This window comes from Polaromonas aquatica (assembly GCF_042659145.1).
Taxonomy (GTDB): Bacteria; Pseudomonadota; Gammaproteobacteria; order Burkholderiales; family Burkholderiaceae_C; genus Polaromonas; species Polaromonas aquatica.
In genome coordinates, this window is sequence record NZ_JBHSRS010000084.1 from 289,608 (window position 1) to 303,882 (window position 14,275).

The following is a 14,275-nucleotide window of genomic DNA, read 5'->3' on the forward strand; positions in this document are numbered from 1 at the left end:
TTACGACTTCTCAATGATGATTTCTTTGTGATTTCCGGGGACTATATGGATACTTTTTTCTCTGACAAAAAACGCTGGACAACGAGTGACGTGGCCCAGTTGCTGGTCTCCCACACCTCGCTCACGAATATCTCGCAGGAAGACGCAACCGAGTTCGTCAAGCGGATGCAGCCACGCCGAATCAAGCACGGTACGGTGTTGTTCCGCGAGGGAGAAAGGGACTCCCATTTCATGGTGTTCATACTCCAGGGCGAAGCAGTTGTCGAAAGCTCCACGACGGGGCATGGTGAATCCATGGTCCTCAAGCTTCTTGGTGAAGGCGACATCATCGGGGAGCTGGGCATCATCGACAACAAAGCCCGTTCTGCCACAGTCACGGCGGCCAGCGACATGGCACTGGCCGTGATGGACCAGACCGCATTTGCACAGCTGATCAAGGAAGCCCCAGGCCTGGGCTGTAGCCTGCTCGGTACGCTTCTGCAGAGCGTAGGCAATCGGCTGCGTGAGTCCAACCGCATGGTGCACACGCTGACACTGATCAATAAAAGCCTTCATGCAGAACTGGAAACCATCATGGCCCGCGACGAAGATGCGGAGCATGCCGCCAAACAGGTCCGGCCCCGTCCCGCATCGGCGAAGGCGGCACACTCCAGCCAGCCTGGCCAGGCTGTGTTCAAACGCCTGAAATCGAGTCCGCCATTTTTTGCCGATATGCCGTTTCCCGCCGTGCACCTGAACGGCGCTGCACCGGACATCAATGTCGAGCAATCATCAAAGCTGGATTTCCTGATCACACGCGGGGCGCCCGACTCACGACCGCCGGGATTTGCCAGTACCTACCAGGTTTGACAGCCACATGAACCCAGTGCCGGAGGCACTGCGTTCATTGGCAAACGGCCTTAAGCCTTACGTTCGGGTAGCGGGATGAATTCCGTCTCGCCGGGTACCTGCCCCATGGCCTGCGCCTGCCAGTCCTCGGACGCCTGAACAATCCGCTCCTTGCGGCTGGATACAAAGTTCCACCAGATCAGGCGATGGCCATCCAGCGTCTCGCCACCCAGGACCACCAGGCGGGCAGATGCTGCCGCGCCGATGCGTGAGTTCATGCCCGGCGTGAGCAGCACCAGTGTGTTCGCCGCGACCGTTTCACCGTCCACCTCGATGGCGTTGTCCACCGAATACACGGCCAGCTCGGGCGCCAGCGGCGGCAGCTCAAACATGCCACCGGCCTTGATCTGCACATCCAGATAAATCGTTGGCGCGAATGTCTTGACCGGCGACGTTTTGCCGAAAGCCTGCCCGATCAGCACGCGCACCTGCGCATCCCCCACGGCCAGCGCCGGAATGTCGGCTGCTGGCGTGTGCACAAAAGCCGGCTCAACCTCTTCATGCGCCACGGGCAGCGCAGCCCACAACTGGATGCCGTGGTTGACATAGGCTTTGGCCCTGAGATCCTCGGGTCCGCGCTCGGAATGCACAATGCCGCGTCCCGAGGTCATCCAGTTGATCGCGCCCGGCTCAATGCGCTGGACCGAACCCAGGCTGTCGCGGTGCATCATGGCGCCCTCGAACAGGTAGGTCACGGTTGCCAGCCCGATGTGCGGGTGCGGCCTGACATCGTGGTTCTCGCCGGGCTCCACCATGACCGGCCCGAAATGGTCGAAAAACAAAAAGGGGCCGACCGCCTGCTTTCTTGCGGAAGGCAGCAGGCGGCGAACCATAAAGCCGCCGCCCAGGTCCTTGTCATGCCCAGTCAGTTTGAGTTGCACGCCCATCACATACGCTCCACGCTGGTTGTAATTTCTGTCGTTACCACGGTCATGAGTTTGTGCAGCGGGCATTTTTGCGCAACGCCGGCCAGCTCATGCAACTGGGCGTCAGTCAGCCCACCGCTGATCTGCAACCTGGCTGCGAGGCGATACACCCCGGCCCGCTCCTGTGTGTCGTCACGTTCGATCACGGTGCGAACGTCGTCCACCGGAATGCCTTTTTTATTGGCGTACCACATCACCGTCAGCGCCTTGCAGGCACCCAGCGCGGCATCGTACAAGTCGTGCGGGCTCGGTCCCGCAGCGGCACCGCCTTCGGCCACGGTGGCATCGGCAATGATGTCATGGCCACGAAGATGCAGTAGCTGGGCCATTGCCGCGGTGCGGTCACGCTGGAGTTCAATTGCCATGACAAGCTCCTCTAAAAGAAAGGCCGAGCAATGGATGTTGCGGCCCGATGTGTTTGCAGTCTAGCGCTGAAACCGGCTAGCCACGTCAGCAACGCGGCTGCCGAAATTCCGGGCTGTTTCAAGATCACCGGGAAACATCTCGCCGGCGCCGGCATCCGATGGCGACTGCGCCATGGCGCCGCTGTAGGAGCCCAGATAGTTGGCATCGTTACGCTGTGCGCCCTTGCTGTTGCTGGGCAGCATGCCCTGGCTGACCCAGATGCCGCCATGCTGCATGGCCAGGGTAAAAAGGTAGTTCAGCGTTGACATCTTGTCGCCGTTCGTCGCGGCGCTGTTGGTAAAACCGGCGAAGAGCTTGTCTTTCCAGGCCTGGCTATACCAGGGTTTGGAAGATGCATCCGCAAATTTCTTGAACTGCCAGCTGACGCTGCCCATATAGGTGGGCGAGCCCATGATGATGGCATCCGCATCGTTCAGGGTGTCCCAGCCACCTTCAGGCAGGTTGCCGTCCGCATCTATGGCCAGCACCTGGGCCGCAGCGCCTTCAGCCACCGATTGCGCCATGCGCTGGGTATGGCCATAACCCGAGTGGTAAACCACGACAACTTTAGGCATGCTTGCTCACCTTGAAACGATTGAAGTACATCATCCAGAAACCGGGTTACCGGCAGCAGGCATCCCGCCTGCTGCCGGGCGAACAAACCGCTCAGGCGGCGGCGCGCTTCGCGTCCAGGCTCCAGCCGCCCGCACCCCAGGCCGCCAGGGTCAGCAAGCCACCCACGACAGCGATGTTCTTGAAGAACAGGAGCTGGGCGACCATGACCTGATTGGCCGGCACAGCCCAGTAGGCGTGGAAAAAGAAGCTGGCCACCAACGTGAAAAAGGCCAGTGCCAATGCGGCCCAGCGGGTTCCCAAACCAAAGATCAGCGCCAGCGAGCCGACGATCTCAATGACCAGCGCAATGGCCGTAGCAACTTCGGGCATGGGTACGCCACCGGAAGCGGTATAGCCGACACTCCCTGCGAAGGCCGTCAACTTGCCCCAGCCAGCCGGCAAAAAAAGCGAAGCCAGCAGCAGGCGGCCAATGAGGGACAGGGGGTTTTGCAATGTGTTGAACATAAAAATCCTTTTTGAGTAAGCAGGGTTGATGGGGAAATGATGAATTAAAAAAAGGCGGCAGGCAAGGCTACCCAGGCCGCCAGTACAACAGCGGCGCAGGCTCAGGCAGCCAGGTCAAACACCAGCACCTCGGCTGATTGCCCCTGTGCCAACGTCAAAAGGCTCTCGGACGCCAGGGCCGCCGCGTCACCGGCATGAAGCACCGTCCCGTTGACCTCCAGTTGCCCGCGGATCAGGTGCACATAGGTTTTGCGATTCGGGTCCAGCGTGAGCGTGACTTTTTCAGCGCCGTCAAACAGGCCTGCATACAAACGCGCATCGGCATGAACCGTCACAGCCCCCTGGGCGCCATCGGGCGATGCCACCAGACGCAGTACGCCGCGCTTTTCAGCTTCTGCAAAAGTCTTTTGTTCATAGCTGGGCGGAATGCCCGTCACGTTGGGCTCGATCCAGATCTGCAGGAAGTGTGTGGTCTGGCCATCGGCATGGTTGAACTCACTGTGCTGCACACCCGTGCCGGCACTCATGCGCTGCACATCACCGGGCGGAATGCCCTTGACATTGCCCATGTTGTCCTTGTGCGCCAGTTCACCGCTCAATACGTAGCTGATGATTTCCATGTCCTTGTGGCCATGGGTGCCGAAGCCTCGGCCGGCGGCAATGCGGTCCTCGTTGATGACGCGCAGGTTGCCGAAACCCATGTGTTTCGGGTCGTAATAACCGGCGAATGAAAACGAGTGAAAAGACTTGAGCCAGCCGTGGTCGGCATAACCACGCTCGGCGGATTTGCGTAAGGTCATCATGTGAATTTCCTTTTTTATGCTGGCTTCTGCAGGAGAGTTACAAAGCCTCTGCCAGTGCGTCCAACGCCTCCAATGTAGTTCTGAAAACCCTGCTGGCCGTTGCCTGCCTTTGATGGCATCATTCAAATTATTTGAATGATTAACTCCCCCATGACGAAGCACACCCTGCGCGACGTGCTCACGCCCGAAGCCCTTGGCCTGATTGACGCCGTGCACCGCACAGGCAGCATGGCCGCCGCCGCACGCGAACTGGGCGTGGTGCCGAGCACACTGACTTACCGCGTGCGGCTTATCGAGGATACGCTGGACGTGCTGCTGTTTGACCGCTCTTCGCGCCAGGCCAGGTTGACGGAGGCCGGCAAGGAATTGCTGCGCGAAGGCAACCGGGTGTTGAGCGAGCTGGACGCCATTGCCAACCGCGTCAAGCGTGTCGCCACGGGCTGGGAGCCACAGCTGACACTTTCGGTGGACAGCATTGTCTCGCGCAGCACCATGATGGAGTTGTGCGAGGCTTTCTTTGCACTGAAGCCGCCCACACGCCTGAAGCTCCGGGAGGAGTCCCTCTCCGGCACGCTGCAGGCGCTGACCTCCGGCCAGGCAGACCTGGCCATCGGTATCGCGCTGGACGTCAGCTCCGGGGCCCGCATGGAGCCGGCCGTCAGCAGTGCGGTGCAAAGCCGGGTGCTGGGCAACATCAGTTTTGTCTATGCCGTGGCGCCGCACCACCCACTGGCGCAGGTCACCCAGCCCATCACCGACGAGATGATGCTGGCGCACCGGGTGGTGGCCGTGGCCGACTCGGTGCAGCGCGGCGACGGCATGACGGTGGGCCTGCTGGGCGGGCAGGATGTTTTCACCGTACCCGGCATGCTGGCCAAGCTGGATGCGCAGTTGCGTGGGCTGGGATCGGGTTTTTTGCCCGAGTACCTCGCCCGGCCGCACATTGAAACAGGCCGGCTGGTCGAGAAGGCAGTGACGCGGCCGCCCCGCGTGGTGCGGGCCAGCTATGCCTGGCGCAGCAGCGCGGGCGCCAAACCCGGGCGCGCCTTGCAGTGGTGGCTCAAACAGCTGGAAAGCGCCACCACGCGCAGCGCGCTGCTGGAGCGCTAACCGGTGCCGCAAGGCAGGAGGTGGGGCAGCCTTGGGATGACTGCGTGTAGAGTGTGTTCGTGGCAAGGCATTGAATGAATTGTTTCCGCCCTTTCATTAACTTCGGAAAAAGTACAAAGACATGACCAAAACATCCCGTAAAAAACCTGCCGGCAAGCCCCTTGATGCAGGCCCCCGCCGCATTGCAGTCATTGGCGCGGGCATTGCAGGCATTGCCTGCGCGCGCACGCTGATGCAGGCAGGGCACCAGGTCACGGTCTTTGAAAAAAATGCCGGCGCGGGTGGGCGCATGGCTACCCGCAACACCGAGTTCGGCGGGTTTGACCATGGCACCCAATATTTCACGGTACGCGATTCGCGCTTTGAAAAGGCACTTGCCACGGCCTCCGGGCTGGTTCGCCCCTGGAGCGCAAACACGGTGCGCATCCTGGACGAGTTAGGCCGTGTAGTGGCGTCCGCTCTTCCTCCCAAGGAAGCGCACTGGGTAGCCACACCCGGCATGAACGCGCTGGTACGGCAATGGGCCCAGCCCATTGCGGCGGCTGGCCAGCTGTTCTTGGAAACCCAGGTGATGCGCCTGGAAACCGACAAGCTCTCCCCCGGGCACTGGCAATTGCAAACCGAAGGCTCCGGGACCGGCAGCCGGGTTCACTCCGGCTTCGATACCGTGATCCTGGCCGTGCCCTCCGCACAGGCGAATGCCTTGCTGCTCAGTTCGCAACAAGGCAAGCCCCTTATAGCTGCACTTGGCGGTGTCAGTGTGGCCCCCTGCTGGACATTGATGCTGGCATTTCCGCAGGCCGTACAACCCAACCTGCCGCACATCGGACCGCACTGGAATGCAGCGCGCAGCACACATCACCGCGTCGCCTGGCTGGCGCGCGAATCCTCCAAGCCCGGGCGCGGCCCGATTGAGCGCTGGACCGTGCAGGCCAGCCCAGACTGGTCACAGCGCCACCTGGAAGACGACGGCGAGCGCGTCAAGGCCAAACTGCTCAAGGCATTCACTGAAATCACCGGTATACGCGCGCAGCCTCCGCACGCGGAAGTGCACCGCTGGCGCCAGGCCCAAACCATAGTCCCGCTGGGCAAAACCCATCTCTGGGATGCCAAATCCGGCATAGGCGCCTGCGGCGACTGGTGCCTTGGTCACCGCGTCGAGGACGGCTTTGTGTCGGGTCTTGAAATGGCTCTGGCTGTTCTTTGATCTGCGGAGCGGTCCCGAAGAATGGATGGGCTTGAAGCCAATGTCTACAAGGGGCGCTTTGCCCCCTCACCCACCGGCCCGCTGCACGCAGGCTCCCTTGTTGCAGCTCTAGCCAGCTGGCTGGACGCACGGGCGCACAACGGCCAATGGCTGGTGCGTATTGAAGATGTGGACACACCTCGCTGCGTGCCTGGTGCCGACCAGCGCATATTGCAGCAGCTCGCCGCCTGCGGCCTGCAACCCGACGAGCCCCCGGCATACCAGTCGCAGCGCAGCCATCTGTACCAGCAGGCACTGGAGCGGCTTGTCGCGCAAGGCCTGGCCTACCCCTGCGCTTGCACCCGCCAGGACATCGCGCTGGCGCTGGCGGCCACCGGGCAGGCACGCCAGAGGCATGGCGAACTGGTGTATCCGGGCACCTGCCGGCATGGGCTGAATGGCCGCGCCGCGCGCGCCTGGCGGTTTTTAACGCTCAATTCAGCATCAAACATGCCCTTGGCCACCGTCCAGCGCTCGCAACAAGCTATCAATTTGATAGCATCCAGTAAACCGAAAAACACTACATGGCATGACCGCAGGCTGGGAGAGCAGACACAAAACGTCAGCCGGGAGGTGGGCGACTTCATCCTCAGGCGAGCGGACGGTTTATGGGCCTACCAGTTGGCCGTGGTGGTGGACGACGCCGCGCAAGGCATCACCCACATCGTGCGCGGCGAGGACCTGGCGGACAACACGGCGCGGCAAATCCTGCTGCAGCGCGCGCTCGGGCTTGCGCAGCCGCTGTACCTGCACACCCCGCTGGTGCTGGGCGTAAATGGCGAAAAGCTCTCCAAACAGAATGGTGCCCGGGCGCTGGACACGGACAGGCCACTGGCCTTGCTTGAAACAGCCGGCAAGACGCTGGGCCTTGAACTGCCTGCGGAATCGGTCCAGGCGTGGCTGGCGGGTGCGGTATTGCAATGGCGCCAGATTCATCGGCTGAAACCACACCATTGACGAATGCACGCGTGGCTACATTGTTTTGGTTACACTTGGAAACAACTACACCATCCATGTCAGGCCGCCTAGGCAACATTCGGTTTTATGGTCGTTTCTTTCTGGTCTTCCGAATCCGTCAGGGTGCTCTGTCGCCGAGGCCTTGTGCTGCTCGCCCTTCTCGGGTGCTGCATCACCGGCATGGCGCAGACCTGCGCCCTGCCAGGGTGGAACGGGCCAGTCACGGCCGCCGGTGTCATCAACGCCTACTACGGCGGTAGCGGCAGCGCTACTGCAGGCGCCACATCCATCACCCTGGCCTCCATCACCGGCCAGCGAAGCAATGCGCGCTCGCTGCTGGTGGGCGACCTGATCCTCATCATGCAGATGCAGGATTCGGCCAACGGCGCCAATGCCGGCCTGCATGAATACGCCCACATAACCGCCATCACGGGCACCACAATCTCCCTGAGCCAGCCGCTGGTCAACGCCTACAACCAGTCCATGAACACCTCGTCCGTGCGCAACTGGCAGGTGGTGTGGGTGCCGCAGTATTCGGCGGCAACCATCACAGGGACGGTCAGTGCTGATCGATGGACGATCAATAACGGCACAGGCGTGGGAACCGGCGGCGTGGTGGCCATGGACGTGGCCGGCAGCCTTGCGCTCAACGGCACGGTCACCGTGTCGGGCGCCGGTTTCCGCGGTGCGTTTGGCCTGAGCGGCACCGGTAACGTGACGGGCGGCACGGCAACCTCCGCCAATGTCAACTTTGACCCGACCAGCGTGGCCACAGTCAATGGCGGCCAAAAGGGAGAAGGCACCGAAGGCACGCCACCCCGCGTGTTCGCCGGTGTGCTCGCGGCGGTCAATTACACAGCACTGCTGGGACAGGGATACACCCTTGGCGCCGGCGGCCAGGCTTCGATAGGCAACGCCGGCGGCGGCTCCAATGACGGCAACCCGCCCACCGGCACCAACTCCTACAATGCGGGCGGCGGCGGCGGCGGCAACGCGGGCGCCGGCGGCCAGGGGGGCAACAGCTGGAACGACGCCAATACCCTGCCCCTCACCCCTGTGTTGAACCAGGGCACAACCACCAACATCGGCAACATTGCCGGCGGCAAGGGCGGCAACGCACAAACCCCTTCGCCAACACGGCTCGTACTGGGCGGCGGCGGCGGTTCGGGCGCTGCCAACAACGGTACTGTCGCCAATGCACTCACCACCTGGCCGCCAACCACGGCTACCGTCGCTGCCGGCAACGGCGCCTCCGGGCCCATCACCTCCAGCGGCGCCTCGGGTGGCGGCGCAGTCCTGATCCGGGCCGGCAGCCTGACCTCGACGGCCGGTGTGATTGATGCCAGCGGTTACCGCGCTTACAACAAGGCGCCTACGGCCGATACAGACTCGGCCGGCGGCGGCGGTGCGGGGGGTTCCGTCTTCATCGTCGCCGGTTCAGGCAATGGGGCGGGGCTCACCATCAGGGCTTCCGGTGGTGCCGGCGGCTCTTCAAACTACTACAACCACGGTCCCGGCGGCGGCGGCGGCGGCGGGTACATCCTCTCAAACCTGGCCAGTGCAACAACCAATGTCGCCGGCGGTGCCAGTGGCACGGATGGCTGTTGCGGCGGCACGGCAGGCAATGGCAGCCCCAAGGCCTGGAACTCGGCACCGGGCAGCCCCGGCAGCACGTCCACCGCCGGCGGCACGGCTGCCGGCGCACAAGGCGGCGCGGCATGCCTGCCGGTGATCACCGTGACAAAGAGCACCACCACCCCCAACATCACGACCACAACGGGCGCAACGGCCGGCTACAGCATCAACCTGAGCAACAGCGGCGGCGCCGCGTCCAATGTGTTCGTGTTCGACGCAACCTTGCCGCCCGGCTGGCTATACACCGCAGCCACGGCACCGACCTTCAACTACAGCCCGGCGCCGCCTGCAGCGGCCGGATCCGCCGCCGCCGGGGCAGAAACCACCACTGCGTCAGCGCCGGCTGCCTTGCCGGTCAGCAGCGTGACCCGGGTCAACTCCGTAACCTCCGTGACGCTGCGCGCTGCAGCCAGCGCCCCCGGCATCACCCCCACCACGGGCAACAACACCGCGACTTTCGGCAGTTTTTACCTGCCGCAAAACGGCAGCATCACCGTCAGTTTTGTTGCCACCATCCCCAACACGGCTACCGTGGGCGTATACCACAACCCGGCCGGCGTGATTTTCCTCGACCCCACGCGCACAACAACAGCGGTACGCATGGTCAGCCCCGCGGCCAACATCAATGCCAACCGGACCGGCATCAGCTATAGCGGCAACACCACCTATGCAAGCGGCGCAACGTCCAGTGTCGGGGGCAGCAATTACAGCGGACTGGAGGGCGGGCCGGCCGGCGAGGATGTCAACCTGCAACCGGACCTCTCCGTCACCAAAACCCTCAATACCCCGACCTTCACACTGGGCGTTACAGGGTTGAAATACGTCATTGTCGGCCGCAACAATGGCAGGGCCATCGCCAACCAGGTCTACGCCACAACCCAGGCCACCAGCCAATCGGCTACCGCCATCATCACCTCCCCAGCTGTCACGGACACCCTCCCCGCCGGCATGGCCGTGACGGCCCTGGTCAACAGCGCCCCCGCCATATGGACCTGCACGCCCAACGGAAGCAGCACCACATTTGCCTGCTCGGCAAGCAGCGCCGTATTCCCCATGGCGTCGGCCACCAATCTTGTGACCGTGACGGCCACGGTCAGCGTCTCCGCTCCGGCTTGCCCCAGTCCGCAAACCAACACAGTCACAATCAGCATCTCGTCAATCGGCGACGCGGTACCCGCCAACAACACGGCGACCCTGTCCACACCGATCGGCTGCAGCACCAATTTGACCGTTACAAAAACGAACGGCATCACAAGCCTGCCCGCCGGCGGGACCACAAGCTACACCGTGACTTTTGCCAACCTGGGGCCGGCGGCAAGCGATGGCAGCACAGTAGCCGATACGCCTGGCGCCGGACTGAACTGCTCTGTGACCAATTGCGCAGCCAGCGGCACCGGCGTGTGTCCGGCGCCCGGGTCATGGCCGGGCCTGCTTGGCGGCGGCCTGACGCTGGCATCGTTTTCCACGGGCGCGACCGTCAGTTTTATCCTGAGTTGCAGCGTCACAGCCACAGGGCAATAACACACCTGTCAGCCCCGGCCCGACGGCGCGTAGCCCGTAAACTATGGCCCCATGACATCCATAGTTCCCATTGCACCTGATACAGGCGAGCCAGACGACAACACGCACCCTGTACGGGCCATCCGCAGTTTTGTGCGCCGTACCGGCCGCACCACGGCCGGGCAGGCCAAGGCATTTGCGGATGTGGGCCCGCAGTTTTTACTGCCATATTCGCCGGACCTCGCAGACTTCAATGCGATATTCAGGCGCACGGCCCCCACCATTCTTGAAATCGGCTTCGGCATGGGCGAAGCCACGGCGCATATTGCTGCGCTGATGCCGGAGAAAAACTTTTTATGCTGCGAAGTGCACACGCCGGGCGTTGGCGCATTGCTCAAGCGCATCGAAGAACAAAAGCTCACCAACATCCGCATCCTGCAGCATGACGCGGTTGAAGTCATCGACGACATGCTGCCGCATCAAAGCCTGGACGGCGTGCACATCTTTTTCCCCGACCCCTGGCACAAGAAAAAACACAACAAGCGCCGCCTGATCCAGGCGCCGCTGATTGCCAAGCTGGCCGCCCGCCTCAAACCCGGCGGCTACCTGCATTGCGCCACCGACTGGCAGCCCTATGCCGAGCAGATCCTTGAAGTGCTGAGCGGCCAGGCCCTGCTGAAAAACACGGCCGATGCATCGAACGGCGGCTACGCACCCAAGCCCGATTACCGGCCCCTGACCAAGTTTGAAAATCGCGGCATCAAGCTGGGCCACGGTGTATGGGATGTGGTGTTTGTCCGTGTTTGATGCGGCTCTGCGGCTGTGAGCAAAACGCTCAAATACGGCTTGCACGGCCTGCCCACACGCCACGGCGTAGGCCCCAGTTGCGTCAGCTTGCCTGCAGGCCAATGGCCGACCATCACCGATTTTCTGGTTGAGCGCTTTCCGGCCATCACACGCAAAACTTGGCTTGAGCGCATGCAGCAAGGCCTGATGGCCGACGAGTTTGGCCTTGCCGTCACGCCGGAGCGCCCCTACCAGGGCCATATGCGCGTGTATTACTACCGCGCCCTGGACGACGAGCCCCGCATCCCGTTTGAGGAAACCGTGCTGTACCAGGACGAGCACCTGGTGGTCGCCGACAAGCCGCACTTTCTGCCGGTCACACCCTCGGGCCACTACCTGCAGGAAACGCTGCTGGTGCGACTTAAAAACCGGCTGGGCCTGGATGGCCTGACCCCAATCCACCGCATAGACCGCGAAACCGCCGGCCTGGTGCTGTTCTCGGTACGGATTGCAGACCGCAATGCCTACCAGGGGCTGTTCAGACAGCACACCATCCATAAACATTACGAAGCGATAGCGCCCTGGCGCGCGGGCACGGTTTTCCCCTTGACACGCAAAAGCCGCATCGTCGAGGACAAGCCCTTTTTTCGCCAGCTTGAGGTGCCCGGCGAGCCGAACAGCGAAAGCCGTATCGACGTACTGGAAGTAGCCGGCAATGTTGCCCGCTATGCGCTAAGCCCCGTCACGGGGAAAAAGCACCAGCTGCGTGTGCACATGAATGCCTTGGGACTGCCTATCCTGAATGACCGCATGTACCCGCCAGTAGAGCACACCCCGGATGACGATTACAGACTCCCGCTGCAACTGCTGGCCAAATCGATCGCCTTTACCGACCCGGTGACGGGGCAGCAAAGGCAATTTGAAACCCGGTTCAGCTTAAATTTTTAGGCTGCGATTTCTTTCGCGGTAATCTGGTACTTGAAGTCATCCGGCGCATAGGAGTCAAAACGCCCCGCTGCGTTTTCGCCCACCGGGTACATCAGGAAACCCAGCTTTTCTCCGGTCGATTTTGGCAAGGCCACATCGTGCGCCGTGTTGTAGGCCATCCAGTTGCCTTCCCAGCCGCCAAACAGCGCCTTGTTCACCGGAGCCACCACCGGATTGGTCGTGTTCTTGATCCAGTCCGTGGTTTCCAGGCGCATGACCTTGGCCACATCGGCCGGGTCCATGGCCACCCAGCCGTAACCCTTGAGGTAGGCTTCAGAACGGCAATGCTGCGCGCCCTTGAGGCTGGCCGGGTTGCCTGACAACTCCTTGTAGCCGAATGCCGAGGGCACCAGGCGGATGCCGTACACGTCGCGCGCCGGCACACCCACGGAGCGGCACAGGCCGACAAACAAGGCGTTCAGGTCGGCGCACTTGCCGCCCAGGTTGCCGGTCTCCAGCATGGTCTTGATGTCGCCCTCGCCGCAGCCACGCACCTTGGGTTCGCGGTAGGTGTTGGTGACTATCCAGTCGTAAATCTTCTGGGTTTTTTCGACATCGGTTTTGGCATTGCCGACTGCGGCAAGAGCTGTCTTGCGCACGATCCCGTCGGTCGGGATCATTGCCGTCGGGCGCGTGAAATAACGCAGCGTGTCGGCGCTCTCGGCCGGCGCGTTTTTCTGCGACCAGTCCATGGCCCGGCCTTGCGTCTGCACGCGGCTGGTCAGCTCGACATAGGGCTGCTTTTCAGTCGCGGCAAATTCCACGTACAACATCTTCGCGCCATCCTGGCCGTCCTGCGTGAGCATCGTTGTGCCGTTGCTGGAGAAGCTGTTTCCAAGCGAATGCTGGTAGTCGCTGTTGACCGACGGGATGGGCAGCCAGACCTTGGTCACGCCCTCGGGTTTGACGATATCGACGCGTGTGGTCACGTCAAAGGTGCGCCAGGCGCCGCTTTGCGGTGCGAAATGACCCCGGGCTGTCGGGGTTTGGGCGAAATTAAGCGAGGGCAGGGCTGCTGCAACAGCTGCGGCAGCGGTATTTTTGAGGAAGGTGCGGCGTACGGTGGTCATGAAAAGATCTCCGGATGGGGGTGAAGTAACGTGCACCGGGGCATGTAAAGGTGCTCCGGGATGTTTTTTGCGAGTATGGGCCCGCCTGTCAAGGCAGCACTCAGGCAGCCTGGTGATTATCGCTGCCCGCGCCCGGCAGGCAACATCAAGCCTGGATCAGGCCTGTTATCAGTTTGTCGGCAGCACTGCTGGTCCAGTCCACCTCGCCCTGCACCCGCTGGCGCGGCCGGCCCCGGCTGTCAATCGTCAGGGTGGTCGGGAATACCTTCACGCCCCACTGGCGCGCCGCCCTGCCGTCTACATCCAGCAAAACCGGCATGGTGACGCCGGTGGTTTTGGCAAACTGGATCGCGCGCGCAGCGGGCTCCTTGAAGTTGATGGCCAGTACCAGCAGCTTGTCGGGCCCATACAGGTCGGCTACTTGCTGCAAGGTAGGCATTTCGGCGCGGCAAGGCTCGCACCAGCTGGCCCAGAAATTGAGCAGTACTGCCCTGCCCCGCAAATCGGCGGGCCGCCAGGTCTTGCCCGTGGTGTCCACCAGCGCAAACCCGGACACCGGACCGGTCCATGCGGACACCTCGTAAGCAGGCCCCGTCAGGCCTTGTGCGCCAGGCCGTGGCATGACAGCGAAAGCGGTGCTGCCCGCAAGCGCACTGCGCATCAACTGGCGGCGGGTAAGACGGGGGGTAAGCGGACTGGTGAGCATCGGCGTGGCCATGGCATGAAGAATTAAGCAGGCATCCTGCAGGAAATGCAAGGTTCGAAAGACTAACAGAGCGTGCGCCGGCCCCCTGCCGCTGCATCTCAAAGTCCCCACGCGGATGGTGCAGCTTGCGTTCAAAGCGGTTCGGTCCTACAAATGGGGTGCCCAAACTGTTTTTA

Annotated in this window: 14 protein-coding genes; 7 read left to right on the plus strand and 7 right to left on the minus strand. The window is 62.4% G+C overall.

All coding sequences use genetic code 11. The features are described from left to right. Positions 1–45: 45 nt before the first annotated feature. Positions 46–849, plus strand: coding sequence for a Crp/Fnr family transcriptional regulator (locus ACFQND_RS22550; protein WP_371439781.1), 804 nt, complete (start codon positions 46–48; stop codon positions 847–849). A gap of 50 nt (positions 850–899) precedes the next feature. On the opposite strand, the gene ACFQND_RS22555 is transcribed toward ACFQND_RS22550, so the two are convergent. From ACFQND_RS22555 to ACFQND_RS22575, 5 genes are all read right to left on the minus strand, one after another. Continuing rightward, complete coding sequence (locus tag ACFQND_RS22555) at positions 900–1,775, minus strand: pirin family protein (protein ID WP_371439782.1); 876 nt, start codon at positions 1,773–1,775, stop codon at positions 900–902. Beyond that, positions 1,775–2,179, minus strand: coding sequence for an OsmC family protein (locus tag ACFQND_RS22560; RefSeq protein WP_371439783.1), 405 nt, complete (start codon positions 2,177–2,179; stop codon positions 1,775–1,777). Before ACFQND_RS22560 ends, ACFQND_RS22555 begins: the two co-directional genes overlap by 1 nt. Before the next feature lie 60 nt (positions 2,180–2,239). Beyond that, positions 2,240–2,794, minus strand: a complete 555-nt coding sequence (locus tag ACFQND_RS22565) for a flavodoxin family protein (RefSeq protein ID WP_371439784.1) — start codon at positions 2,792–2,794, stop codon at positions 2,240–2,242. Positions 2,795–2,885: 91 nt separating this feature from the next. Next, entirely contained in the window at positions 2,886–3,299 is a 414-nt protein-coding gene (locus ACFQND_RS22570; RefSeq protein WP_371439785.1) for a DoxX family protein, read from the minus strand. Between the two features lie 101 nt (positions 3,300–3,400). After that, on the minus strand, positions 3,401–4,102 hold the full coding sequence (locus tag ACFQND_RS22575) for a pirin family protein (protein ID WP_371439786.1): 702 nt from the start codon (positions 4,100–4,102) through the stop codon (positions 3,401–3,403). 150 nt (positions 4,103–4,252) lie between these two features. On the opposite strand from ACFQND_RS22575, the gene ACFQND_RS22580 reads away from it, so the two are divergent. From ACFQND_RS22580 to ACFQND_RS22605, 6 genes are all read left to right on the plus strand, one after another. Continuing rightward, positions 4,253–5,212, plus strand: a complete 960-nt coding sequence (locus ACFQND_RS22580) for a LysR family transcriptional regulator (protein WP_371439787.1) — start codon at positions 4,253–4,255, stop codon at positions 5,210–5,212. A gap of 121 nt (positions 5,213–5,333) precedes the next feature. Continuing rightward, positions 5,334–6,419 (plus strand): NAD(P)/FAD-dependent oxidoreductase, encoded by a 1,086-nt coding sequence (locus ACFQND_RS22585; protein WP_371439788.1) that lies wholly within the window; start codon positions 5,334–5,336, stop codon positions 6,417–6,419. 21 nt (positions 6,420–6,440) lie between these two features. Next, a complete protein-coding gene (gluQRS, locus tag ACFQND_RS22590; RefSeq protein WP_371439789.1) occupies positions 6,441–7,415 on the plus strand; it encodes a tRNA glutamyl-Q(34) synthetase GluQRS in 975 nt (324 codons plus the stop codon). A gap of 144 nt (positions 7,416–7,559) precedes the next feature. Continuing rightward, positions 7,560–10,571, plus strand: coding sequence for a beta strand repeat-containing protein (locus ACFQND_RS22595; RefSeq protein ID WP_371439790.1), 3,012 nt, complete (start codon positions 7,560–7,562; stop codon positions 10,569–10,571). A gap of 51 nt (positions 10,572–10,622) precedes the next feature. Further along, on the plus strand, positions 10,623–11,357 hold the full coding sequence (gene trmB, locus ACFQND_RS22600; protein WP_371439791.1) for a tRNA (guanosine(46)-N7)-methyltransferase TrmB: 735 nt from the start codon (positions 10,623–10,625) through the stop codon (positions 11,355–11,357). Positions 11,358–11,372: 15 nt separating this feature from the next. Beyond that, a complete protein-coding gene (locus tag ACFQND_RS22605; RefSeq protein ID WP_371439792.1) occupies positions 11,373–12,284 on the plus strand; it encodes an RluA family pseudouridine synthase in 912 nt (303 codons plus the stop codon). Here the strand turns inward: ACFQND_RS22605 and ACFQND_RS22610 are convergent. Together ACFQND_RS22610 and ACFQND_RS22615 are read right to left on the minus strand one after the other, a co-directional pair. Beyond that, on the minus strand, positions 12,281–13,393 hold the full coding sequence (locus ACFQND_RS22610) for a transglutaminase-like domain-containing protein (RefSeq protein ID WP_371439793.1): 1,113 nt from the start codon (positions 13,391–13,393) through the stop codon (positions 12,281–12,283). The genes ACFQND_RS22605 and ACFQND_RS22610 overlap by 4 nt on opposite strands. 145 nt (positions 13,394–13,538) lie before the next feature. Beyond that, positions 13,539–14,111 (minus strand): TlpA disulfide reductase family protein, encoded by a 573-nt coding sequence (locus ACFQND_RS22615; RefSeq protein ID WP_371439794.1) that lies wholly within the window; start codon positions 14,109–14,111, stop codon positions 13,539–13,541. Positions 14,112–14,275 lie beyond the last annotated feature (164 nt).

Excerpts from the sequence above, each read along its gene's own strand:
- ACFQND_RS22550 (WP_371439781.1), top strand. The coding sequence starts at position 46 with ATGGATACTTTTTTCTCTGACAAAAAACGCTGGACAACGAGTGACGTG.
- ACFQND_RS22555 (WP_371439782.1), bottom strand. The coding sequence starts at position 1,775 with ATGGGCGTGCAACTCAAACTGACTGGGCATGACAAGGACCTGGGCGGC.
- ACFQND_RS22560 (WP_371439783.1), bottom strand. The coding sequence starts at position 2,179 with ATGGCAATTGAACTCCAGCGTGACCGCACCGCGGCAATGGCCCAGCTA.
- ACFQND_RS22565 (WP_371439784.1), bottom strand. The coding sequence starts at position 2,794 with ATGCCTAAAGTTGTCGTGGTTTACCACTCGGGTTATGGCCATACCCAG.
- ACFQND_RS22570 (WP_371439785.1), bottom strand. The coding sequence starts at position 3,299 with ATGTTCAACACATTGCAAAACCCCCTGTCCCTCATTGGCCGCCTGCTG.
- ACFQND_RS22575 (WP_371439786.1), bottom strand. The coding sequence starts at position 4,102 with ATGATGACCTTACGCAAATCCGCCGAGCGTGGTTATGCCGACCACGGC.
- ACFQND_RS22580 (WP_371439787.1), top strand. The coding sequence starts at position 4,253 with ATGACGAAGCACACCCTGCGCGACGTGCTCACGCCCGAAGCCCTTGGC.
- ACFQND_RS22585 (WP_371439788.1), top strand. The coding sequence starts at position 5,334 with ATGACCAAAACATCCCGTAAAAAACCTGCCGGCAAGCCCCTTGATGCA.
- gluQRS (WP_371439789.1), top strand. The coding sequence starts at position 6,441 with ATGGATGGGCTTGAAGCCAATGTCTACAAGGGGCGCTTTGCCCCCTCA.
- trmB (WP_371439791.1), top strand. The coding sequence starts at position 10,623 with ATGACATCCATAGTTCCCATTGCACCTGATACAGGCGAGCCAGACGAC.
- ACFQND_RS22610 (WP_371439793.1), bottom strand. The coding sequence starts at position 13,393 with ATGACCACCGTACGCCGCACCTTCCTCAAAAATACCGCTGCCGCAGCT.
- ACFQND_RS22615 (WP_371439794.1), bottom strand. The coding sequence starts at position 14,111 with ATGGCCACGCCGATGCTCACCAGTCCGCTTACCCCCCGTCTTACCCGC.